This window comes from Parvibaculum sp., assembly GCF_030651915.1.
Classification (GTDB): domain Bacteria; phylum Pseudomonadota; class Alphaproteobacteria; order Parvibaculales; family Parvibaculaceae; genus Parvibaculum.
In genome coordinates, this window is record NZ_JAUSBV010000008.1 from 182929 (window position 1) to 205590 (window position 22662).

Sequence of the window (22662 nt, forward strand, 5' to 3'; positions counted from 1 at the left end):
TTTCGCCTAACCGACAAACATGGAAATGGTCTGCTCGAATTCCTGCAGGAACCAGGTCATCATCGCGCCCAGCAGCAGCATCAGCAGAACCAGGCCCAACCCGATATTGGCGGGCATGGCGATGAAGAAAATCTGTATCTGCGGCATCAAACGCGAAAGGATGCCAATCCCGAGGTAGAAAATCAGGCCAAACACCAGAAATGGCGCCGCGAGCTGCAATCCAAGACGGAACGCAGCGGACATGATCTTGACGATCATCTGCGTGAAATCGCCGACAGGCAGTGCAGCGCCGGGGCTGAAAATCTCGTAACTGTCGCGCATCGCCGCAATCAGAAGATGATCGAGACCGGTCGCAAAAATGAGCGTCACCGCAAGCAACGACAAAAAGCTCGAGATCATCACGCCCTGCATGCCTTGCGTCGGGTCGACATTCTGCGCGAAGGCGAGGCTCATCTGCAGCGCAATGATATTGCCGGCCACATGAAGTGCACTCATGATGAGGCGGGCAGCACTACCAATGAACAGACCGACAAGAATTTCGTGAACCACCATGAAGGCAAGCGCCGGAATCGTTTCCGGCAGCTCTCCGAAGGTTCCCGAAACAAGCGGCATCATGATGAGCGACAGCAGCAGCGCCATGATCAAGCGCGCCTGCGCCGGAATGGTCGCCTCGCCAAGCGCCGGCATCAGCATCAGCATCGCCGCAACGCGGGCGAACACGAGCAGGAAGACGAAGGCGGTTTGTGGCAGAAAATCGACGGTGATCATGATGGCGGTCCCGGCGCGCTCAGCCCGAGACGATCTTTTGCGCGATCAGGCTCATGAACCCACCAAGCGACGAGCCCATGAAAGGCAGCGCCACCAGCAATGTAACGAAAATGGCAAGGATCTTGGGCACGAAAACCAAGGTCATTTCCTGCACCTGCGTCAACGCCTGCAGCAACGCAATCACAAGACCGACCGCGAGCGCGATGAACATCATTGGCGCAGCCAGCGTCAGCAGCACGTAAATCGCCTGCCGCGCGAGATCGAGAATTTCCGGTCCGCTCATTGTCTGGTTACGCCCCTGTCCACCCCAGTCGCATCCGATCGTCAGATCGGCATGCGCATGATTTCCTGATACGCCGTAATCACCTTGTCGCGAACGGTAACAACCGTCTGCAACGTGGCCTCTGCTTCTGCGACGGCGGTCACAACATCGACGAGGTTGCCTTCGCGGCCGGCCGTCACGGCGGCGATCTTCTGTTCGCCGCCCTTCGCCGTCTCAACGGCCTCGTCAAGCGCCTGTTTCAGGATCTCGCCGAAACCGCCGCCGTTCTCCTTGAGCCCGCCTGCCGGCCCCGCTGGCGCGCCGGCGCCGATACCGGCTGCGCGGGCATAAGCGTCGAGGGCGAAAGATGCCGGTATGCTCATACGCGTCTAGCTCCCCTATTTTCGCAGAATTTCGATCGTCTGCGAGATCATGCGCCGTGACGCCTGGATGAGATTGAGATTGGCCTCATAGCTGCGCTGGGCTTCGCGCATGTCCATCGACTCGACCATGCCGTTGACGTTCGGCATCTTGACATACCCGTTATCGTCGGCGCCGGGATGACCGGGCATGTATTTGAGCTTGAATTCCGATTGATCGAACACCGGCCGGCCGAGTGACACGACATGCGTTCCGATTTCGCGATCGAGCTTCTGCTGAAAAGTCGGAATTCGACGCTGATAGGGATCGCCGCCGGGCGTACGAGCGGCGGAGTCTGTGTTGGCGATGTTCTCGGCGATGATACGCATGCGCCCGCTCTGGGCTTTCAGCCCGGAAGCCGCAACCATCATCGACTTGATAAGGTCCATGGCACTCATGTTGATTGTATCCTTTCAGGCCCGGACGTTCACGAGCGCCCGAGCGCGATCCTGATGAGTCCGAGACTCTTGGAATAGAGTCCGGTCACCGCCTGATAGTCCATCTGCGTCTCGGCAACCTTGATCATCTGCTCTTCGAGCACCACCGAGTTGCCGCCGGGGGTCGTCTCAAAATCCGGCTTCTTGATAACCTGCCCACCTGTCGCCTGCCCTGGACGGAGGCCGATCCCCGAGCCTGCTGCCGGGCTGCCGATATGCATCGCCTGCGTCGCGGTCGGCGCCAGCACAGGTCCGCTCCGCTTGACCATTGTGCCGAAATCGAGAGCCTTGATATCCCGTGCCGTGTAACCGGGCGTGTCCGCATTGGCGACGTTCTGCGCCAGCACTTGCTGACGCTGGGTCAGCCACTGCATGCGCTGCTTCATCATTTCGATGATCGGGAGAGTACCGATTGTCATAGCCGCGGGCCCATCAGCCGGTCGATCGAGCGCCCGTGTTCTGGGTGCAAGCCGGACCGTTTCCGAAGCCACGCATTCCTTGGCGGCAAGCCCAAGTTTTGCCCCTGAGAGTTAAGATCGCGCTAACGCGGCAAAATAGTCCTGGTGCATTCACAATCGGCTAACCAGAAAGCGCCTTGAATTCCCTCGCCCTTAACCCGGCATTAAGCCTGAGGCGGCAAATTCTTCCCATGACAGGGCCGGCCGGGTGTGCCGCCCTCAGGTGGGGGAATACGCTCAATGGACGTCTCTGAGGTTCTGCGATTTGCGGCCGCGCTCGTCTTCATCATTGGCCTGATCGGGCTCTGCGCTTTCGTCGCGCGCCGTCTGGGCTTCGCAGCCGGTGGCATCGCAACCACAGGCAGTCAGCGGCGTCTCGCCATCGTCGAAGTGAAGCCGGTCGACGCGAAGCATCGCCTCCTGCTGATCCGTCGCGACGGCAAGGAACACCTGATCCTGCTTGGCGGTGAACATTCATTGCTGATTGAGGGTGGCATCGACGCGCCGGCACCCGTGATGCTGGCCGATACCGGGTCGGGCCCGGCGGGCGCGCCCGCGCCCGTTCTGCAGTTTCAGCGTATCGTCGACTTCATCAAGGAGCGTCGCGCGTGATCCGCTTTCTCGACATTTCCGCGTACCGGAAGCGCCTGCTGACCGGTTTTACCGTCGCACTCCTTTCGTTCGGTCTTGCGGATCCGGCGCTTGCCAACAGCATTAGCCTCGATCTGTCCGACGGTCTCGGACTGACCGATCATGTGGTGCAAATCGTTGCATTGGTCACGATCCTGAGTCTTGCGCCATCGATTCTGATCATGGTGACGTCATTCGTGCGCATCATCGTTGTACTGTCGCTTCTCAGAACGGCACTCGGCATGCAGCAATCGCCGCCGAATGCCGTTCTGGTCAGCCTTGCACTCTTCCTGACGGCGTTCGTGATGACGCCAACCTTCACCAAGGCCTATGACGCCGGCATCCTGCCCCTGATGAACCAGGAAATGGAAATGGGCGAAGCATTTGAAAAGTCGAGCGAGCCGTTCAAGACTTTCATGCTCTCGCAAGTACGCAAGCAGGACCTGAAGCTCTTTGTCGATTTGTCGAACATCGCCGAACCGGAAGAAGCAACCGACATCGGCCTTCAGGTGCTGGTGCCTGCTTTCATGATCAGTGAACTGCGCCGCGCCTTCGAGATCGGCTTCCTGGTCTTCCTGCCATTCATTATCATCGACATGGTGGTTGCATCGGTTTTGATGTCGATGGGCATGATGATGCTGCCGCCGATCATCATATCTCTACCGTTCAAGCTGATCTTCTTCGTGCTGGTCGACGGCTGGTCGTTGATCGCCGGGAGCCTGGTGCAGAGCTTCGGAACCTGACGGCACGGAGCCGTCCGATCCTCAATTGATCGCCGGCGGCGCGTTATCCCGCAATGACGTCACGAACCGCTCCATCGTATCGATGGATGCAATTCGGCTGGCAAGTTCGCGGAAGGCGACACCCTGATCGATGATCGGATCGGAAACGATTGCGAAGGCGCCCGCATCTGCACTGCGACTCATGGCATCACCGAACTTCGTCCGCATGCGCGACAGTCCGTCTTCGTTGCCCGCCAGCGAATAGGCAACAGCGGCACGCATAACCTGCAGGCGCACATCCTCAGACAGGGAATGGTCGGCCTTCCAGCTGTCGCCGAGCAAGGTCTCGAAAGCGGCACCTGCCTCCTCCCAGCGCCCGGCGCGCCACAATACGTCGGCACGCAGCACATTGGAAAGCGCGTCGCTGCGTGTTTCGAGGAGGTCGAGCGCGTAGTCATATTGCTTGGTCTCGGCAAGCGCCCGCGCTTCGATCAGGAGCCGGCGCTCGGCCAGTGCTTCAGGCAGCAGATTCTGTCTGGTCGCACGCAGCGCCGCCAGCGCGTTTTCCGGCTTTTCGTCGAGCAGCAGAATGGCGGCAAGTCGCGCCGCAACTTGCGCCTTGGCAACGCCGCCATGCAGCCGGTTGGCAACCTGATAGTCGAGAAGTTGAGCGGCCTGGGGCAGCAGATCGGCCTCTACCAGACGCTCGGCCAGATGACGGATCATCTCATCGCCCCGTTGGCCGATCGGCGTCAGATCCTTGAACCGCTCGAAAAAGGCCAGCGCCTGCAACGGAGTCAGGCGCGTTGCTTCGTCACCCAGAAAAAAATCCGCAAATAGATCTGACATCTGCATATTCATGCGATGTGCATGGTCGCTATCCGGATAGTTAGCAGTTGCGATACGCATGACATTCAGCGCTTCGACGATTTCGCCTGCCTCAAGATGCAGCGCCGCCAGTTGGCTCAGCACTTCGAGCTCAAGCGCATCGCCGCGCCACGCAAAACGCAGGCTTTCGAGTTCTGTCTTCAACGCTTCATGGTCGAGCTTGTCGCTCTTGCTGAGCAGCATGGCCTTGCCGAAACGCGCCCGCGCTGCAACGGGCGGATATCCGTCCTCAATGGCACGGTCGTAACGAATAAGCGCTTCGTCGGCCCGTCCAATCCTGTCGGCGATCAACGCATCGACAAACATGACCTCGGCACGCGCCTTGCGGCTCTGCGGGTTCTCGGGAAAGGCGGCCGCATGACGTCGCGCGCCCTCGATATCGCCATTCGTCAGCGCAGCCTCCGCTGCATGGGCGCGGAATGTTGTCCGCCAATCGTCGTCGAAGGAATCCATGACGGCGCCGGCAAGCGCAAACTGCCCGCGTGCCGCATCCCAATGACCGAGCTTCGCCCGCGCCAGACCGCGCCAGACCGCAGCATGAGGGATGTTGTCCAGTCCGTTCCCGCTGAGGCTGCGAATGGCATCGACGTAGCGGCCGCTCATCGTCTCGGCAACACCCTGAACGCTGCGAAAGGCGGCGTTCTTGGCCAGCGCGGTATCTTCGATCGCGGCAGCGCCCAACGCAGCCAGCGCTTCGGGCGCAAGTCCATAGGCCAATAGAAACTTCGCGTAGTCGAAACGCACCGCACCGATGTCCTGCGTCGGCGCGTTGGTCAGACGATCCAGGTAATACTGCCGCCTTTCGACAAAGTTTGAACCCGGCGCCTCGCGCCATCGGGCAAATTCCATCACCGCAGGGAGCACCGCGGTGGTCGCCAGAACGCCGCCGGACACAGCACTCTCCGTGTCCACCGACAGCATCAGTCCGTCCGCACGCGAAACCACCACATTGTTCGGAGCCGCTGCGGCAACGAGGTCGTCGGCGATCGGCACGATAGCGATGCCTTGCGACGTCTGAAGCACCTGAAACTCGACAAAATTGTGGGGCGTCTGCACGGATTGCGACGGCCCACGCGCCGTCGCGACGATCAGCATGTCGCCGACCAGCCGGTCCACGAACTTCAGGACGTTGCGCGTGGCTTTGAGATCGAAAGCCACGCTACCGCGTCCATCCGCGCGCCAGTCGCGCGATATGGCGATGGGACGGCCGGTCGTCTGAAGCGTTTCGCCCGCGGAAATGCGCCAGTCGGCGCCCTCTTCAACGACGCTGACAAGCGCACGTTCGAGCAATGGCAGAACCAGCGCAACGCCCCCCTCGAACCTCACGACTTCCGGTGGCCCGAAAGGAGCCGGCAATCCGGCATCGGACTCGAATGTCAGGGCGCTCGCATCGATCGGCAACGGCGCATCGAAAACCATCCACAAGCGACCGGCGCGCTCGAATACCGCCGCGCCAACGGGTTCGGGCCACGAAACGACGATGTCGGCTGTACCGCGTCCGGCACGGATGCTGGCAATCGCCTCGCCAACCGGCCGCGCGCCGAGTGGCATCGGCCCCATAGCGGGTTCGAACGCCCCATCTGCAACCGCCACTTCCGCGGCAGCGACATCCGCACCGGCTGCGGAATCAGGCGTGCCTGCCGGGGTGATCTCTTCGCCAGCCGCAACTTCTTCCTCCAGTTCGGTGCGCACAGCGTCGGGCCGAATGTCTGTCGGGCCTCGGACTTTCTCTTCAAGTGCACTGTCCCGGGAATGCCCCGGTTTGAGATCGAAGACGACCGTCATATCCTCACGGAAATCGTTGACGACGACGCCCGGCTTCAATGTCAGCACAACCGCAAGCCGCCCGTCATGTTCGATGGCCGATGCGTGGCTGAGATAGGGGGGTGGGTCGACGCGCAGGGATGCGAGATCGACCCGAGCAGTTCGATCGAAGGTAATGGTGGCAAGCCCCTGCCGCTGGACCAGCGAATAGATCACGGGCTGATTCCAGTCGAAAACGAGCCGCGTGATCCCTTCATGGCGGACGACGCGCACATTGAGACCCGGCAACGGCACATCCGGCTCGACGATGCCCTGTGCCTTGGCAACGGCCTTGGCCTCCTCAACCTGCCTTTTTGCCTCGGCGGCGGCTGCGATGCGCGCCTGAATTTCGGCCGGCAGCGGCGGCGGCGCACCAGTCCATTGCGCCGGCATCAGATCGACGTAGAGCGCGTTTTCCGCTTGCTTCGTATCGATTCTGAAATCGGCCCTGAGCGCGAAGCGCAACGTCTTGCCGTCTTCGTCCTGCCGGGCCGTTGTGATGTAACGCGGCAATTGGCGTGCAAACGCGTCGAGATCGACCTTGACGGCCTTGTCAAAGGCCAACACGAGAACCCCGGCACTTGCTTCAGCCTTGTGCTTGGGCGCAGCGCCGGCAAACGCAAAGACCATGCGCCCGTAGCCGTCTTGCTCGGTCAGATTGAGACGCTCAGGCACCGCCTGCGCCGAGGCGCCAGCCGGCACGAACAGCAGAAACAGAGCAAACGCCATCGCGCTCGCAAAACTGCGGAGCCTTGTGTCGCACAACATATGTCGATGGATTTCGCTCACACCCGGCGCGCGCTCCTGCAGCTTCTGCCCATATCGCCCGGCTTTCTGCCGTGCATCGGAGCAGTCTACGGCTCGGTCGGTTAAATGGTGCTTAAGGGGGACCGTTTTTTCGCGGATTAGCTGGCGTTTTTGTCCGTCGAAAGGGAGGCTTCCGGTACCGGTACCGGTGCCGCGAGCGGCTCCTGCGGCAACGGGGTCTCGATCAGACGGTCGCCCGTCGCGATCTCCATGGTGAGATCCTGCGCGACCACCGGATCCATCGCCGCCAGCACGGCCGACATGCGGCGCGGCTGCATCCGTTTCACGACATCGAGCAGTACGCCCATATCGAGCCGCTCGAAAATCCGGGCAGCATCCTTGGGTTTCATGCCTTCATACATCGAAACGAGGCCCGCCATCTTTTCCTCATGGGCCTTATCAATCTCGACAATCCGGCTGTTAATCTTTTCGTCGATCGCCTTGAGTTCGGCGATCCGATCCTCGACGCGCTTCTCGGCGGCCGCTAGAATCTGCTCACGCATATCCAACGCCTGTGCCCGCTTTTGCAGTTCTTCGCGTCGCGTCGAAAGGCTCTCCAGCACCGACATTTCGGCTTTGCTGAGTCGTGGATCACCTGGAACAGCGAAGTCCTCCGGCTTTACCGGCTCGGCGGTGGTCGTCGTGCCGTCGCTTTTTCCCGATTCTGGCAACTCGACCGCAGGCGCCTCGGGTGTTTCGGCCCGCGCAACCGTGATCGCGGCAAAAGATTGCGTGTCCGCGCCTCCAGTTGCCAGGTCAGCCAGCTTCAAACCCAGCAGCAACGAAGCGCAGAGTATGACGATCGGCAGCAGACGGAGACGATCCAGCATGATTTCAGTTGCCTCAGCGAGCCCGTTTCAGCGCATCGAGAAGCGGATGCGTTGCACGGGCCGGGTTGGAGGAGTCACGGGCAGCATTCGCCGGCGCCTGACGCGGTCCTGCAACGGCCTGTGCAGCAGGTCTGACGATCGGTGGCCTGTCGCTGCGGCCCAGCCGATCGGCGATGCGATCGCCGGCCTCGACCATCAGCGCCAGTTCGTCCGCCAGTGCACGGGCGCGTCGAATGCCTTCGCCGAGGTCTTCACCTGTAGCTGCGCTCGCCTTTTTAAGATTGCCGATAGCCGACGCCGCCTGCGTGGTGGCAGCGTTGAGATCGCGAACGAGGTCGCGCAGCCCGTCCTGACCGGACCGCATGGCGCGCAACCGGCGGTCTAGCATCGCGCAATAGGCAATGGTCGCGACCAGAAACAGGCAGACAATGGCCTCGAGAAGAACGCCGAGCGGCAGCCCCAGGAGAACGGTCATTTGAACGCTCCTGTTATTCGTGTCTCAATTGCTTTCTGTTCCGGCTCCACGAGCACCGTCCGTTTATGCATGCGCATGGCCTGTTCGACGCGCACGGCAATGTGATTGCCGACCCGTCCCATCCGCCCTTTTGCAACATGCACCCCGCCACAACGCATATCGATCGTGCCATCGGGCGTGTTGTTGAACATCAGTGTCTGCCCGACCTCGAAAGCCATGACGTCGCGCAACGTAAGCTGTTGCTGATCGAGAACCGCCTCGAGCGGAACCCGCGTTGACCAGAGTTCGGTGGCGAGATGTCCTTCCCAGATTGAGTCCCGGCCGAATTTCTCCCCCATGAACATCTGCAGCAGCAGTTCGCGGATGGGTTCCAGTGTCGCATAGGGCAACATCAACTCGATCCGCCCGCCGCGATCTTCCATATCGACGCGCAGCTTGACGAGAATGGCGGCGTTCGCCGGACGCGCAATGGCTGCAAAGCGCGGATTGGTCTCCATCCGGTCGAGCTCAAGTGTCACCGGCGACAGCGGCTCGAAAGCCGCCTGAACATCCTGCAGCACGACCTCGATCATGCGTTGCACCAGATTGAGCTCGATCGTGGTGTAGGGACGACCCTCAATACGCATGGCCGCGGTACCGCGCCGCCCGCCGAGCAACACATCGACGATCGAATAGATGAGATTCGAGTCGACCGTGAACATGCCGTAATTGTCCCACTGCTTCGCGCGGAAAACCGCTAGAATGGCGGGCAACGGAATTGAATTGAGATAATCGCCAAAACGGATCGACGACACATTGTCGAGCGAAACCTCGACGTTGTCGGATGTGAAATTTCTGAGCGAAACGGTCATCAGGCGGACCAGCCTGTCAAACACGATTTCGAGCATCGGCAGGCGCTCATAGGAAACGAGCGCCGAATTGACAATGGCGTCGATGCCGTGCCGGTCGGGCGTCTGGCCCTCTTCGACCTCGAAGCCAAGCAGGCTGTCGATCTCGTCCTGATTGAGCACGCGTTCCGGCGCTTTCACCGCCGCATGCGTGGCGGCGGCAAGCGCGTCGGCGTCGTTGTTCTTGACGTCTGTGGTGGCCATAAAACGGTCCCCGAACCCTTTACTGAACGATGATTTCCCGGAACAGAATGTCCGTCACCAGCGGTTGCTGGGTCGCAAGCGTCAGGCGGCGCAGCAGCTCTTCTTTGAGGCTGAGCATCCCTTGCGAACCTTCGAGATCCTCCGGCCTGAGATCGCGCAGGAAGGTTTGAAAGCCATCGAGCACACGCGGCATCTCGATCTCGACGCGTTTGACCGCCTCGGCATCGACAACCTGCAGCGTCACGCGCATCTTGAGGTAATGCGCGGGCGGTGGGCCGGCGAGATTCACGAGGAAGTCCGGCAAATCATAAAAGACCGGATCGGCAACGACTTCGACAGCGGGCTTGTCTTCGGCCGAACCGCCGAAAATGCCCGACATGTAGAGCCCCACGCCAGCGCCGATCAATACCAGAAGTGGCAATGCGACATAGAGAACAAGCACTTTGCCAGCGAGCCGGCGTCGTGCCGGCGTCTCGGTGGCTTCCTCTTGTTCTTCGTCAAGTTCGGCATCGACTGCAGCCATCTTGAAATGTCCCACCTCTTCGACATCGCCGGCGTTCCACCCGCGATGTCTTGTCCCTGTGCGATCGGTGCGCCGCGTCTTCTTTGCGACACAAGGCGATGCTCTCGCACTTTGGTTAATGAAGCGTTGTGCGAGACGCGTTCCGGCGCCTTGTTTGAAGCGACCCGTAAGGATTATGACGCTGGAGAGACCAAGCGGCAGAAACTGCCCGGTAGTCCCTGCCGCCGAACATTCCGCCGGCCCATCAAAATTTCTTATCCCATTGTTTTTATTGATATTTTACTGTGGCATGAGCCCTGCACATCCGTCGACGGGACGCCAGCATCAGCGCCCGTCAACTGAACCGGACGACCGACGCCAGTATGGAAAACGCACTTCTCATAGGTCTTTCACGCCAGATGGCGATGACGCGCGAAATGGCGACCATCGCAAACAATCTGGCGAACATGAACACGGCCGGCTTCAAGTCGGAATCGATGCTGTTCGACCAGTTCGTGATGAAGGGCGCCTCGGAAAGCAACGGCCCGTCCAAAATCACTTTCGTCCAGGACTTTGGCCAGCATCGCGATCTGCGCGACGGCACGCTGCAAATGACAGCGAACCCGTTCGATGTTGCGATCACGGGCGAAGGCTACTTCAGGGTCCAGACCGAAACCGATGTGCTCTATACGCGCAACGGTCACTTTCGCCTCGACGAAGCCGGCCAGCTCGTGACGGCGAACGGAGACCCCGTGCTGACCGACGCCGACGCACCGATCCTTTTCGCGCAGGACGAAACCGGCATCACCATCGCACGCGACGGCACGGTCTCGTCAAGTCTCGGCCTGCGCGGAAAGCTTTCCGTCGTGACATTCGAAAATCCGCAGAACATGCAGATGGCAGGCGGCACCCTCCTGAGGACGCTGCAGGACGAACAACCGGTCGACGAGCCGCGCCTCATGCAGGGTGCGATCGAAGGGTCCAACGTGCAGCCAATTATCGAAATGACAAACATGATCGAAGTGACGCGGTCTTACGCAAGCGCGCAGAAGCTCATCGATCAATCGGACCAGATGCGCCGCAAGGCCATTCAGGAACTCGGAAGCCCGGCCTGAAGCCGGCCTTCGATATGACACAAGGGTAAGGAACAAGCTCCATGCAGTCGCTCAGCATCGCCGCCACCGGCATGATGGCCCAGCAGCTCAATGTCGAGGTGATATCCAACAACATAGCCAACATGAGCACGACTGGGTTCAAGCGTCAGCGCGCGGAGTTCCAGGACCTGCTCTACCAGAACCTGCGCCGCGTCGGCACCAACTCGTCGGATGCAGGCACCATCGTGCCCGCAGGCGTGCAGATCGGCCTCGGCGTCAAGACGAGCTCGGTCTATCGTGTGATGACACAGGGCAACATGGACATCACCGAAAACAAGCTCGACATGGCCATTCAGGGACGCGGCTACTTTCGCGTCGAGCTGCCGAGCGGCGAGGACGCCTACACCCGCGCCGGTTCCTTCCAGGTCAGCGGCGATGGCCAGATTGTGACATCGGACGGCTACACACTGGCACCGGGCATCTCGATCCCGGCTGAAGCAACCGACATCACCATCAGCCGTGACGGTCAGGTTCAAGTCATGATCCCGGGCCAGACCGCTTCCCAGGTCGTTGGCCAGATCGAACTGGCAAATTTCGCCAACGAGGCGGGTCTCGACCCGCAGGGCGACAATCTCTTCCTCGAAACGACGGCCAGCGGCGCACCCTTGATTGGCACGCCCAACAATGCGGGTTTCGGCGGCGTTCTTCAGGGCTTCCTCGAAACCTCGAACGTGAACGCGGTTGGCGAAATCACCTCGCTCATAACGGCTCAGCGGGCCTACGAAATGAACGCCAAGGTCATCACCGCCTCCGACGAGATGATGTCCGTCGCCACGAACGTCAAATAATTGGTGAATCATATGTACGCGCATAACGTCTTTTTGATTGTAACACTCGCCTCAGCAGTGTTTTTCGCGGCGCCTGTCGCTGCCGCCGAATTGCGCCCGACGGTGACCGTCGCTGGCGAAACGGTGACGCTGGGCGACCTCTTCGACGATGCCGGATCCGCGGCCCATGTCGTCGTCGCAAACGCACCGGCACCCGGCCTTACGGGCGAGGTTTCCGTGTCACGCATTTCGCTCGCGGCGCGTCGCAACGGCATCGCATGGCGCAACAATGCCGGCCTGACACATGTCGTCATCGGTCGCAGCGGCCTGCCTGTCCCCGAGAGCGAAGTTGCCGCGGCAATCGCCGGCGCCATCGAAACGCAATCCTCGTCCCTTCCCTCGGCAGCAACCCTTCAGGTCGACTTTGCCAACGGCGTCGCCGGAATCCAGGTCGCCGAAGACGCCGAACGCAGCGTTCGCGTCGAACAACTCTCTTTCAATCCACGCAGTGGCGCATTCACCGCAGTCATTCGTGCACCGGCCGACGACATGATGAGCCCGTTGCGCCGTGTGACCGGTCGCGCCTATCCCGTTATCGATGTGCCGGTGTTAACCCGTGACATCATGCCGGGCGATGTCGTCCGCCGGAACGACATCGACTGGATTCGTCTGCCATCGACGCGCGTCAGCCAGAACATCGCAACATCGCTGCCCCAGCTTGTCGGCATGTCGCCGCGCAATCCGGCACGCGCCGGCGAACCGCTTCGCATTTCCGACATGCGCCCGCCGCTGGTCGTCGAGAAGGGCGCACAGGTCGATATGACTTTCGTTTCCGGTTCCCTGACATTGACGGCGCGTGGACGTGCGCTGGACAGCGGCGCAATCGGCGATGTGGTGAATGTGCTGAACAGCCGCTCCAACCGCACCGTACAGGGCATCATCGAAGGTCCGAACATGGTCCGCATCGATGCGCCTGGCTCAGCACGTGCAGCGGCGCTCAATGCCGCTGGCGGCAACTCGTGATCGAAATACCGGAAGCCCCGATCAAAAAGGCCATGAAAATGTTTGTCAGTTCTCCTTGCCGCCTTGTCGCCGTCGTCCTGATCGCCGCCACGCTTGCCGGCTGCAGCAGCGCCGACCGTATCGCCAACATCGGCAAGGCACCGGATATGGCGCCGGTTGGCACCATCGAGCCGCGCGTTTCGATGCCGATGCCTGCGCCCGAAGAGATCGTCTATCAGCCGAACTCGCTCTGGCGCTCAGGTTCACGCGCCTTCTTCCGCGACCAGCGCGCCGCACGCGTCGGCGACATCCTCACAGTTCTGATCAACATTACCGACAGCGCCAAAGTCGATAATTCGACCAAGCGCAACCGCGCCGGCTCGGAAGACGCCGCCATCAACAATTTGCTCGGCTATGAAAGCTATCTCGGCAAGGTCTTTCCGGGAGCCGTCGACAACGCCAATCTCGCCCGTCTCGGCACCAGTAGCTCAAGCACCGGCGCCGGCTCGGTCGACCGCAAGGAAAAGATCGATCTCACGGTCGCGGCGGTCGTGACCCAGGTCCTGCCGAATGGTAACCTCGTCATCTCCGGTCGCCAGCAGGTCCGCGTCAATTTCGAAGTGCGCGAACTCGATGTCACCGGCATCGTCCGGCCCGAGGACATTTCGAATATCAACACGATCCAGCACACCCAGATCGCCGAAGCGCGCATCGCCTATGGCGGTCAGGGCCAGATCTCCGATATGCAACAGCCCCGCTACGGTCAGCAGCTCTTCGACATTCTGATGCCGTTCTGACCACCCGACTGACGGCTTACCCAAAAGAAAAACGCGGCTCGCAAGAGCCGCGTTTTTTCATCCGTCCAGATCAACTGGCGCTCAGTCGTCGCGATAGACCTTCTCGCGGCGTTCGTGGCGCTCCTGTGCTTCGATGGAAAGTGTCGCGATCGGTCGCGCATCGAGCCGCTTCAGACTGATCGGCTCGCCGGTTTCTTCGCAATAGCCATACGTACCTTCATCGATCCGCCTCAACGCGGCGTCGATCTTGGCGACGAGCTTGCGCTGTCGGTCGCGGGTACGGAGCTCAAGGGATCGTTCGGTTTCGGAGGAGGCGCGGTCGGCGATATCGGGATGCTGCACATTATCGTCTTGCAGATGCTGCAGCGTCTCGCGATTCTCCTGGAGGATGTCGTCTTTCCAGTTTTCGAGCTTGCGGCGGAAATACTCCTTCTGCCGCTTATTCATAAACGGCTCATCGTCTGTCGGCATATAGCCCTTGGGTAAACGAACAGCCATTCGCGACAATCTTCCTCCAGCCCGAGCCCCTGCGGAAACGGGCCGGACTATAGCGACCGGCCCCACGATTCTCAACAGCGATGGACCGGCCAAACCGGTGAAATATATGTGAAATCCGGGATGGTTCCGGCGCGGGCCGAAAGCAAGGAAAATCTAGATTTTAGTATAGGTCCCGAACTTGGCCAGCTCGACCCGCGCCCGGAGTTCGATCTGGTCGAGAATCTCGCGCAAAGCCGGATCGGCAATCCCGCCAAGCTGCCGTTCGACGACGGAAAGCAGGCGCGAAAGCTTCGATTTCGGCACCTGGCCCATCAACAGCGCCAACTTGATCTCGTCGAGAATATCGAGCATTTCCTCGGCCCGGGCGACGGCCTTGCGGCGTGGCGCGTGGAGCGCATCATCAGCTGCCCCGGTTTCCTGAAGCGCCAGCAGGGCATCGACAGCGCCGAGCGAGGCCGGCCCGGACAAACCGGCGGCCCCGCGTGTGGCGCCTGCGCCGGCGGGAGCAAAGCCGCTGCCGGCGCTGCGGACGGCCGTGCCGCGCGCCCCGCCGCCCTGCGATGTTGCTCTGGTATTGCCAATCTTCATGGCGCTGCCCCACCCCGATCCGAAACAGTCGTGCCCAGTTTCAGTTGCTCCAAAATGAACGGGAGGTCTTAAGGCGGCGTTAAACTTAACAATGGATCGGGTCATCCGGCGGCAGGAATTGCCGCCCCGCGGCAGGAGATGCCCGAGCGCCACGGCAATGCGCATGGATCTCTGCCGCAGAAAAAGAAAAACCCGATAGAAATCAACAGCTTGATCCAACGCGCCGGATGGCATGTCTTTCGCTAGAAGAACGCCGTATCGCAAGCGAATGATCGGTTGTTCCATGTTACGGCTTTTTGCCCATCATCTCCGTTCTTTCCTGACGCTCGTACTCGCTGCCTCCCTTCTGACCGCCACCATGCCGGTCGGGGCCGGGGCCAGTTCGCGCATCAAGGACATCGTCGATGTCGAGGGCATCCGCGACAACATGCTGGTCGGCTACGGCCTTGTCGTCGGCCTCAACGGCACCGGCGACACGTTGCGCAATGCGCCCTTCACCCAGCAAAGCCTGATCGGCATGCTGGAACGTCTCGGTGTCAACACGCGTGGCACGGCGCTGAAAACCGCCAACGTCGCCGCTGTCATGGTCTCGGCCAACCTGCCGGCCTTTGCCGCCCAGGGCACCCGTATCGACGTGACGGTCAGCGCACTCGGCGATGCGACCAACCTGCAAGGCGGCGTCCTGCTGGTGACGCCGCTGATGGGCGCCGACGGCCAGGTCTATGCCGTCGCGCAGGGATCGGTCGCCACCGGCGGCTTCGCGGCCAAGGGTGAAGGCGCCTCCGTCGTGCGCGGCGTGCCCACCAATGGCCGCATCGCCAACGGCGCCATCGTCGAACGCGAAATCGAATTTCAGCTGGCCGAACTGCGCTCGCTGCGCCTGTCGTTGCGCAATCCCGACCTGACAACCGCGCTGCGCGTCGCCACGGCCATCAACACCTATCTCGGCATCAATACCGCAACCGCCGATAATCCGACCACCGTGCAGCTCACCGTTCCCGGAAGCTATCGCGGCGGCGTCGTCGGCCTTCTCACCGACATCGAACAATTGCGCGTCCAGCCCGATCTCGCCGCTCGCGTCGTCATCGACGAAGCCTCGGGCGTCATCGTCATGGGTCAGGACGTCCGCGTCAGCCAGGTGGCGATTGCGCAAGGCAATCTCACGATTTCCGTCAACGAAACGCCGCAGGTCAGCCAGCCCTCGCCCTTCGCCGCGCAGGGCGACACGGTCGTGGTGCCGCGCACCACCGTCACGGTCGACGAGGAAAACGGCAAGCAGCTCGGTATTATCGAGGGCAGCGTCAGCCTCAAGGAGCTGGTCGACGGTCTCAATGCGCTGGGCGTCAGCCCGCGCGACATGATCACCATCCTGCAGGCGATCAAATCCGCCGGTGCGCTGCAGGCCGAAATCGAGGTGATGTGATGGACCTGGCCGCCCTTCCCGCCCCTCTGCCCGCGATACCCGGCAAGCCGGCGCCGAATCCGGCCGCCCAGGGCCGCGACGCGCGCGCCTGGGAAACCGCGCGCGACTTCGAAGCCCAGTTCGTTTCGGTCCTGCTGCAACCGATGTTCGAGGGCACGGGCGAGGACAGCGCTTTCGGCGGCGGCCCCGGCGAAGGCATGTTCCGCTCGCTGCTGGTCGAACAATATGGCCGGGAAATGGTCAAGAGCGGTGGCATCGGCCTCGCCGACAGCGTCTATCGTGAAATGCTGAAAATGCAGGAACAGCCCCGATGAGTGCGCCCGCCCGCCGCATCGCCGCCGAAAACCTGGCGCCCGCCGATCTGGTCGAGCGCATGCTCGAGCAGACGCTCGCCCTGACCGGGATTGTCCGCCGCGAAACCGGCTTTCTGCGTGATCGGGCGCGCTCCGAGGTCGCCGCGCTGCAACCTGAAAAAATTCGTATCGCCAACGACTATGCGATGGACGCCCAGGCGATTCACGGCCGCAAGGATCTGATCGACCGCGCCCCGTCCGAACGCGTCTCGAGGCTGAAAGCGGCCATGATCGAACTCGATCGCTCGCTGGCCGAGAACGGCGAGGCGCTGGTAGCCGCCCGCTCGGTCTCCGAAGGACTGATTCGCATGGTCGCCAATGCGATGAGCGAACAGGCCGCGCCGACGCTCGGCTATGGCCGCGACGCCGCCCCGGCCGCCCGGCGCGCCGGAAGTGCGGCCACGCCAGGCTCATTGACCCTCGACGCCCGGTTTTAGGCGACTTCGTGGCCGCCGTTAACTCGGTGGTAACCACGATGGGTCGCAGATAGACAATCAAACGGCCGATACGGCAGGTCACGGGAACGGCATCCGGCATGTCTGCACTGAAGAAGCAGCGCGTCGCGGCAAGCGACGGTGAGATCGAGAAGAAGTTCGCGCAGGGCCAGCGGCTACAGGTCCGCGACCGCTTCGCCGAAGCCGAACAGCGATTCCGCAAGGTCCTGGCTCTCGATCCCCGGCATCTGGGCGCCCTGACCGGCCTCACCCAATGCCTGATTGCACAGAAAAAACAGCAGGACGCGATCGAGACGCTTGACCGGGCTGCGGCCGATGCGCCCGAGGGCGACGAAATCTGGCTCTTCGATCTTGCCGGTCTCTGCACAACGGTGAAATATCTTCAGCAGGCCCGGACGCTTTATGAGCGCGCGCTGGAAATCGCACCCGACATGTCGTCTTCCCTGATCAACCTTGCCAATGTTGTCGAGGAGCAGGGTGAAATCCAGAAAGCCATCGACCTGCTCTCGCGCGCCATCGAGGTTCACCCGACATCCGCCAGGGCCTATGGCAATCTCGGCAAGGTGCTGACGGGAACACGGCTGCGTGACGAAGCGCTGGCCTGTTACCGCCGCGCCATCGAACTCAATCCCAACATCTCCCAGACCTGGACCAACCTCGCCGCTCTGTTCGAAGTCCTGGGCCGGCACCACGAAGCCTTGCCGGCGCTGCAACAGGCGCTGAACCTCGATCCGAACAGCGACGCCGCTCGCTGGAACCTCGCCCGCACCTTGCTGACAATCGGCGAGATCGAAGCCGGCTGGGACATGTATGGCTTCGGCTTCGCCTGCCGCGAACGCCAGCCCTGGCGCCCCTTCCCGGGCCTGATCTGGGAAGGCCAGGACCTGACGGACAAGACCATCATGGTCTGGCGCGAACAGGGCCTTGGGGACGACCTGATCTTTTCGACCTGCTATAGCGATCTGATCGCCCGCGCCGGCCATGTCATCATCGAAACCGAACGCCGTCTCGTTTCGCTCTACCAGCGGACCTGGCCCGAGGCGACGGTCCGCGTCGAAACATGGACATCGACCGGGCTCGAAAACTACGGCGAAGTCGATTTCGACTACACCGCCCCGGCGGGCCTGGTCGCCGCGCAACTGCGCCGCAAGCTGACGGAATTTCCCGCGCCGCGCCATGCGCTGGTGCCGGATCCCGCCCGCGTCGCCGAATGCCGCGCCTGGCTCGATACGCTGGGCACCGGCCCGAAAATCGGCATCTCCTGGACCTCCGGCAAGGTCGACGATATTCGCGCGCTCAGCTACACGAAGCTGGCCGACTGGAAAGACCTCTTCGCCATCGAAGGCGCCGCCATCGTCAATCTTCAATACACCGACGTGTCGGAAGAAGCCGAAGCTCTCCAGCGGGACCACGGACTGACATTGCATCGCATGCCCGGCCTCGATCTCTTCAACGATCTTGAAGGCGTGGCCGCCCTGACCGCGTGCATGGATGCTGTAGTTGCGCCCTCGAGTTTCCCGATGATGGTGGCCGGTGCGCTCGATCGTCCCTGCTTTCACTACATTCGCCGGAACTGGACCATGCTGGGCACCGACGGCTCGCCCTGGTTCCCTGAAATGCGCTGCTACCTGATCGAGGACACCGGAAGTGTATCCGGTTTCCTGAGCCGCATCGTTGCGGATGTCGGCGCCTTCTTGCGCGCCTGAGAACGCCCCCTGCCCGGCAATTCTTTCCCGCAGCGGCAGTTCCTGCCAGCACCGCTCCGGCCATGATGAACATAACCCATTGATTATCATGGATTTTTCATTTGGCCCGGCCCTTGCGAAGTAATCCGCAGATGAAATCGCGGGTGCGGAACGGCCAATCGAATTGCCTCATGCCCCCGGTTCGACGGCGAAGAGACGGACGACCTTCAATCGGCAGATCGTCGGTCAAATCGAAAGACAGTTCGGACTGTTTACGTCGAATTAATGATTAATGCCGAGTGTAGTGCCCGTGCCGCCATGAGACGGCCGAGCCAAACCCTGGAGGGTAGAGACAATGGCTGATGTGGTCCTTTCCGGTGCGATCCGGTCGAATCTGCTCAGCATGCAGAATACAGCGCGGATGCTCGATGAATCGCAGCTGCGCCTCGCAACGGGTCTGAAAGTCCGCAGCGCGGTCGACAGCCCGACGTCGTTCTTCACGGCGCAGGGCCTCAACAACCGCGCTTCCGATCTGAACAACCTGCTCGACTCGATGGGTCAGGCGGTACAGACGCTGGAAGCGGCCGATCAGGGCATCAAGTCGATCTTGAAACTTGTCGACAGCATGAAGTCGGTCGCCAACCAGGCCCTCGAAACCAAGGTCAAGGCAACCGTCCTGACCGGCAATCAGGACACGGCCCTCACCGGCGGTGTCACGCTCGCCAGTCTCGCGGCGCTCGCGACGGGCCACCAGATCACCATCACGGTTGGCGAAGTCACCAACAACGTGACCATCGGCACGGGTGCCGCACAGGTTTCGACGATCACCGAGCTCATGGCCTGGGTCGGCGCAACCTTCAATGGGGACGAGCCGCTCGCCGCCACGCTGAATGCCGACGGACAGTTGCAGTTCACCGCCGCAAACGGCCGCGACATTGCAATTTCCGCTAACAACAGCGGCACGCCGGTCAGCCTCGACGCGCTTGTCGGCAGCCGCATCTCAGCGACCGATGGCGTCAATCGCGACAAGTACGAACGCGACTTCAACAATCTGCGCGAGCAGATCGACCAGTTGGCCGGCGACGCAAGCTACAAGGGCGTCAACCTGCTGAAGGGCAACGACCTGCTCAGCGTCTTCTTCAATACCGAGCAGACCAGCCAGCTCGACATCCAGGGCGTCTCGCTGACGCCGGACGGTGCGCTGAACATCGCAGAGGTCGGCAACGCTTCCGGCGATCACGGCTTCGCGGCCGACGCCGCGATCAAGGCCTTTGTCGAAAGCCTGAACTCCGCCACCAATGCACTGCGCCAGCAGGCCTCGACCTTCGGTGCCAATCTCGGCGTCGTACAGATTCGCCAGGACTTCACCAAGTCGCTGATCAACACGCTGCAATCCGGCGCCTCGAGCCTCGTCGTCGCCGACACCAACGAGGAAGGCGCCAAGATGCTGGCCCTGCAGACGCGCCAGCAGTTGGGCACCACGGCGCTCTCGCTGGCCAACCAGGCCGAACAGGGCGTCCTGCGTCTCTTCGGTTAACAGCCGTTCACGACAATATGCGATCGAAAAGGCGGGTCCCCGGACCCGCCTTTTTCATTGATCGGGTTTCATGAAACGGACGGCTCGAACATTTTCGTCGAATGATTACAAAAAAAGCAATTCGTTTTACCGGCTCTTAACGGACCCCGCTGCATGATCCCGCCATGGCTCAGAAAGAGCCGAAAAACTAGGTCCTAGGAAAGGAACTGAACTATGGGTGATATCACCATTTCCAGCGCCGTGCGCACCAACCTGCTGACGCTGCAGAACACCGCGCAGATGATGGCGCAGACGCAGAACCGCCTCGCCACCGGCTTGAAGGTTTCGAGCGCTCTCGACAATCCGCAATCCTTCTTCACCGCCGCCGGCCTCTCGAGCCGCGCCACGGACATGAGCGCCCTGCTCGACTCGATGAGCCTTGGCGTGCAGACGCTGAAAGCCGCCGACGAAGGTATCAAGTCGATCCAGAAGCTGGTCGACCAGGCGAAGTCGGTTGCCAACCAGGCCCTCCAGGCCAAGGCGACGGCGACGACCCTCGACAAGACGGCCGAAGCGGCCGCGATTGCCGGCTCGGCCGGTGCCCGCACGGTCACCTTCCAGATCGGTACGGCCTCGGCGGTCAGCGTCGTCTTCGACACGGCGACCTATGCTTCGGCCGCTTCTTCGGCCGCGGCCATCGAAACCAAACTCGCGGGTCTCGTCTCGTCGGGCGGCACGCTGGCCGGCCTGGCGGTTTCGCGCACCGGCGGCGATCTGAGCTTCACGGTCGCCTCGGGTGAAAACCTGACGATCGCCGGCACGGCGGCGGCCACGGGTGCGGCGGGCTTCGGCATCGCCACCTCCGGCACGCAGGGCCAGAACGGCGAGACGCTGGCAGAAGCCAAATCGACCTTCGCCACGGACTACAACAACCTGCTCGCGCAGGTCGACCAGATGTCGCTCGATACGAGCTTCAACGGCATCAACCTGCTTTCCGGCGACAACCTGTCGGTGATGTTCAACGAAGGCAGCACCTCGAAGCTCGACATCGTCGGCGTGACCTTCAACGCCGCCGGCATCGGCCTGGCCTCGACGGACTTCAGCGACATCAACGCCGAAGTCACCAAGCTGAACGCGGCGACCGCCACGCTCCGCAAACAGTCCTCGACCTTCGGTGCGAACCTCTCGGTCGTGCAGAACCGCCAGGACTTCACCAAGAACATGATCAACGTTCTTGAAGCGGGCGCCGGCAACCTGACGCTGGCCGACACCAACGTCGAAGCGGCCAACCTGCTCGCCCTGCAGACCCGCCAGTCGCTGGCCTCGACCTCGCTGTCGCTGGCCAACCAGTCGGAACAGAGCGTCCTCTCGCTGCTCCGCTAAACGGATCCGCCTTCGGGCGAAACCGGAGACAAAAACCGGCGGGGGCCTTGGCCCCCGCCGTTCCTTTTGAGCCGGTCCGATAGGCCTGCCAACTGCCGCAGATCTGGGCTAGACTCGGCCCGATTCAATCGGCAGATCACCGGACGGGAACGGCATGGCTCTCAAAGTCGAACTGAAACCAGGCGAGCGCTTCATTCTGGGCGACAGCGTCATCACCAATGACGACCAGCGCACGCGCCTCTTCATCGAGGGCGACGCGCCGATCCTGCGCGAGAAGGACATTCTCAGGGCCGCCGACGCCGACACCCCCTGCAAGCGCGTCTACCTGCTGGTCCAGATGATGTACCTGGCGCCCGACCCGCGCCCGCATCACGAGATGTATTTTCAGATTGTTAAGGATGTGGCCGAGGCGGCCCCCTCGACCATGCCGTATCTGGACACCATCAACAGCAAAATCTTAACCGGCGAAATGTATAAAGCTCTCAAGGAAGCTCGAAAATTGATCGAGTACGAACGGGGGTTGCTGGAGAATGTCAAAACCGCTTGAGGCTTATGCCACCGCGTCGCGGATGACGATTTCGGATCCGCGTGAATTCGAGGCCTCGATCCTGACCCGCGCCGCCGGCCAACTTCAGCGTATCCGCGACAACTGGACGGCCGAAACATCCGCAACGCTGCGCGACGCTCTTCTTTACAATCGCCGCATCTGGACCGTATTCGCCGCCTCGGCCGCCGAGCTCGAGCATCCGCTGCCGCGCGAGATCAAACAGAACATCGCCAACCTCGCCGTCTTCATCTTCAAGCGCACCGCAGAGATCGAGGCGACCCGCGAGCCCGAGCCGCAGCTCCTCGACACGCTGATCATGATCAACCGCGAAATCGCCGCCGGCCTCTACCAGAAGGGCTGACGCGGTTCGAGCGCACGGGGCGCCCGATAGCTCCCACACG

The 22662-nt window shown here is 61.6% G+C and carries 26 protein-coding genes; 14 read left to right on the top strand and 12 right to left on the bottom strand.

Going from position 1 to position 22662, the window contains the following annotated elements; translation table 11 throughout:
• Positions 1-6: 6 nt before the first annotated feature.
• From fliR to Q7V31_RS12350, 5 genes are read right to left on the bottom strand one after another with little or no spacing between them, the layout of a single operon-like run.
• A complete protein-coding gene (gene fliR / locus Q7V31_RS12330; RefSeq protein WP_304734768.1) occupies positions 7-768 on the bottom strand; it encodes a flagellar biosynthetic protein FliR in 762 nt (253 codons plus the stop codon).
• A 19-nt stretch (positions 769-787) separates the two neighbouring features.
• Complete coding sequence (gene fliQ / locus Q7V31_RS12335) at positions 788-1051, bottom strand: flagellar biosynthesis protein FliQ (protein ID WP_304734769.1); 264 nt, start codon at positions 1049-1051, stop codon at positions 788-790.
• Between the two features lie 41 nt (positions 1052-1092).
• Positions 1093-1413, bottom strand: coding sequence for a flagellar hook-basal body complex protein FliE (gene fliE / locus Q7V31_RS12340; protein WP_304734771.1), 321 nt, complete (start codon positions 1411-1413; stop codon positions 1093-1095).
• A 15-nt stretch (positions 1414-1428) separates the two neighbouring features.
• A complete protein-coding gene (gene flgC, locus Q7V31_RS12345; RefSeq protein WP_304735128.1) occupies positions 1429-1839 on the bottom strand; it encodes a flagellar basal body rod protein FlgC in 411 nt (136 codons plus the stop codon).
• A gap of 38 nt (positions 1840-1877) precedes the next feature.
• Positions 1878-2306, bottom strand: a complete 429-nt coding sequence (locus tag Q7V31_RS12350; protein ID WP_304734773.1) for a flagellar basal body protein — start codon at positions 2304-2306, stop codon at positions 1878-1880.
• 279 nt (positions 2307-2585) lie between these two features.
• Here Q7V31_RS12350 and Q7V31_RS12355 point away from each other — a divergent pair, with 279 nt between their 5' ends.
• Both Q7V31_RS12355 and fliP read left to right on the top strand, forming a co-directional pair.
• A complete protein-coding gene (locus tag Q7V31_RS12355) occupies positions 2586-2957 on the top strand; it encodes a flagellar biosynthetic protein FliO (protein WP_304734775.1) in 372 nt (123 codons plus the stop codon).
• Positions 2954-3718 carry a flagellar type III secretion system pore protein FliP gene (gene fliP, locus Q7V31_RS12360; RefSeq protein ID WP_370690660.1) on the top strand — a complete coding sequence of 255 codons (765 nt, stop codon included), beginning with the start codon at positions 2954-2956 and terminating at the stop codon, positions 3716-3718. Before Q7V31_RS12355 ends, fliP begins: the two co-directional genes overlap by 4 nt.
• A 21-nt stretch (positions 3719-3739) precedes the next feature.
• On the opposite strand, the gene Q7V31_RS12365 is transcribed toward fliP, so the two are convergent.
• The 5 genes from Q7V31_RS12365 to Q7V31_RS12385 all read right to left on the bottom strand — a co-directional run bounded on the left by Q7V31_RS12365 (position 3740) and on the right by Q7V31_RS12385 (position 10114).
• Entirely contained in the window at positions 3740-7117 is a 3378-nt protein-coding gene (locus tag Q7V31_RS12365; protein ID WP_304734776.1) for a hypothetical protein, read from the bottom strand.
• A gap of 176 nt (positions 7118-7293) precedes the next feature.
• Positions 7294-8025: a MotE family protein gene (locus tag Q7V31_RS12370; protein ID WP_304734777.1), complete on the bottom strand. Its 732-nt coding sequence runs from the start codon at positions 8023-8025 to the stop codon at positions 7294-7296.
• A gap of 13 nt (positions 8026-8038) precedes the next feature.
• Positions 8039-8500 (bottom strand): DUF6468 domain-containing protein, encoded by a 462-nt coding sequence (locus tag Q7V31_RS12375; protein WP_304734778.1) that lies wholly within the window; start codon positions 8498-8500, stop codon positions 8039-8041.
• Positions 8497-9591, bottom strand: coding sequence for a flagellar motor switch protein FliM (gene fliM, locus Q7V31_RS12380; RefSeq protein WP_304734779.1), 1095 nt, complete (start codon positions 9589-9591; stop codon positions 8497-8499). The genes Q7V31_RS12375 and fliM overlap by 4 nt, the downstream gene beginning before the upstream one ends.
• Positions 9592-9610: 19 nt before the next feature.
• Positions 9611-10114 (bottom strand): flagellar basal body-associated FliL family protein, encoded by a 504-nt coding sequence (locus tag Q7V31_RS12385; protein ID WP_304734780.1) that lies wholly within the window; start codon positions 10112-10114, stop codon positions 9611-9613.
• A gap of 362 nt (positions 10115-10476) precedes the next feature.
• Here Q7V31_RS12385 and flgF point away from each other — a divergent pair, with 362 nt between their 5' ends.
• Genes flgF through flgH form a run of 4 tightly spaced genes read left to right on the top strand, consistent with a single transcriptional unit; the run spans position 10477 to position 13813 of the window.
• Positions 10477-11208 carry a flagellar basal-body rod protein FlgF gene (flgF, locus tag Q7V31_RS12390; RefSeq protein WP_304734781.1) on the top strand — a complete coding sequence of 244 codons (732 nt, stop codon included), beginning with the start codon at positions 10477-10479 and terminating at the stop codon, positions 11206-11208.
• Positions 11209-11249: 41 nt separating this feature from the next.
• The gene (gene flgG / locus Q7V31_RS12395) at positions 11250-12035 is read left to right on the top strand and encodes a flagellar basal-body rod protein FlgG (protein ID WP_304734782.1); all 786 of its coding nucleotides are present in this window, start codon (positions 11250-11252) and stop codon (positions 12033-12035) included.
• Between the two features lie 12 nt (positions 12036-12047).
• Positions 12048-13037, top strand: a complete 990-nt coding sequence (gene flgA / locus Q7V31_RS12400) for a flagellar basal body P-ring formation chaperone FlgA (RefSeq protein ID WP_304734783.1) — start codon at positions 12048-12050, stop codon at positions 13035-13037.
• Positions 13038-13075: 38 nt separating this feature from the next.
• Positions 13076-13813 (top strand): flagellar basal body L-ring protein FlgH, encoded by a 738-nt coding sequence (gene flgH / locus Q7V31_RS12405; RefSeq protein ID WP_304734785.1) that lies wholly within the window; start codon positions 13076-13078, stop codon positions 13811-13813.
• Positions 13814-13894: 81 nt separating this feature from the next.
• On the opposite strand, the gene dksA is transcribed toward flgH, so the two are convergent.
• Together dksA and Q7V31_RS12415 are read right to left on the bottom strand one after the other, a co-directional pair.
• Entirely contained in the window at positions 13895-14311 is a 417-nt protein-coding gene (gene dksA / locus Q7V31_RS12410) for an RNA polymerase-binding protein DksA (protein ID WP_304734786.1), read from the bottom strand.
• Positions 14312-14464: 153 nt separating this feature from the next.
• On the bottom strand, positions 14465-14899 hold the full coding sequence (locus Q7V31_RS12415; RefSeq protein ID WP_304734787.1) for a flagellar assembly protein FliX: 435 nt from the start codon (positions 14897-14899) through the stop codon (positions 14465-14467).
• Between the two features lie 283 nt (positions 14900-15182).
• Here Q7V31_RS12415 and Q7V31_RS12420 point away from each other — a divergent pair, with 283 nt between their 5' ends.
• The 8 genes from Q7V31_RS12420 to flaF all read left to right on the top strand — a co-directional run bounded on the left by Q7V31_RS12420 (position 15183) and on the right by flaF (position 22622).
• A complete protein-coding gene (locus Q7V31_RS12420) occupies positions 15183-16322 on the top strand; it encodes a flagellar basal body P-ring protein FlgI (RefSeq protein ID WP_304734788.1) in 1140 nt (379 codons plus the stop codon).
• The gene (locus Q7V31_RS12425; RefSeq protein ID WP_304734789.1) at positions 16322-16636 is read left to right on the top strand and encodes a rod-binding protein; all 315 of its coding nucleotides are present in this window, start codon (positions 16322-16324) and stop codon (positions 16634-16636) included. The genes Q7V31_RS12420 and Q7V31_RS12425 overlap by 1 nt, the downstream gene beginning before the upstream one ends.
• Complete coding sequence (locus Q7V31_RS12430) at positions 16633-17112, top strand: hypothetical protein (RefSeq protein WP_304734790.1); 480 nt, start codon at positions 16633-16635, stop codon at positions 17110-17112. Before Q7V31_RS12425 ends, Q7V31_RS12430 begins: the two co-directional genes overlap by 4 nt.
• A 98-nt stretch (positions 17113-17210) precedes the next feature.
• The gene (locus tag Q7V31_RS12435) at positions 17211-18836 is read left to right on the top strand and encodes a lipopolysaccharide assembly protein LapB (protein ID WP_304734791.1); all 1626 of its coding nucleotides are present in this window, start codon (positions 17211-17213) and stop codon (positions 18834-18836) included.
• A 334-nt stretch (positions 18837-19170) separates the two neighbouring features.
• Positions 19171-20352: a flagellin gene (locus Q7V31_RS12440; RefSeq protein WP_304734793.1), complete on the top strand. Its 1182-nt coding sequence runs from the start codon at positions 19171-19173 to the stop codon at positions 20350-20352.
• 213 nt (positions 20353-20565) lie between these two features.
• Positions 20566-21714, top strand: coding sequence for a flagellin (locus Q7V31_RS12445; protein WP_304734795.1), 1149 nt, complete (start codon positions 20566-20568; stop codon positions 21712-21714).
• A 154-nt stretch (positions 21715-21868) separates the two neighbouring features.
• Positions 21869-22261: a flagellar biosynthesis repressor FlbT gene (gene flbT, locus Q7V31_RS12450; protein WP_304734796.1), complete on the top strand. Its 393-nt coding sequence runs from the start codon at positions 21869-21871 to the stop codon at positions 22259-22261.
• The gene (flaF, locus tag Q7V31_RS12455) at positions 22245-22622 is read left to right on the top strand and encodes a flagellar biosynthesis regulator FlaF (protein ID WP_304734797.1); all 378 of its coding nucleotides are present in this window, start codon (positions 22245-22247) and stop codon (positions 22620-22622) included. The genes flbT and flaF overlap by 17 nt, the downstream gene beginning before the upstream one ends.
• Positions 22623-22662: the final 40 nt, after the last annotated feature.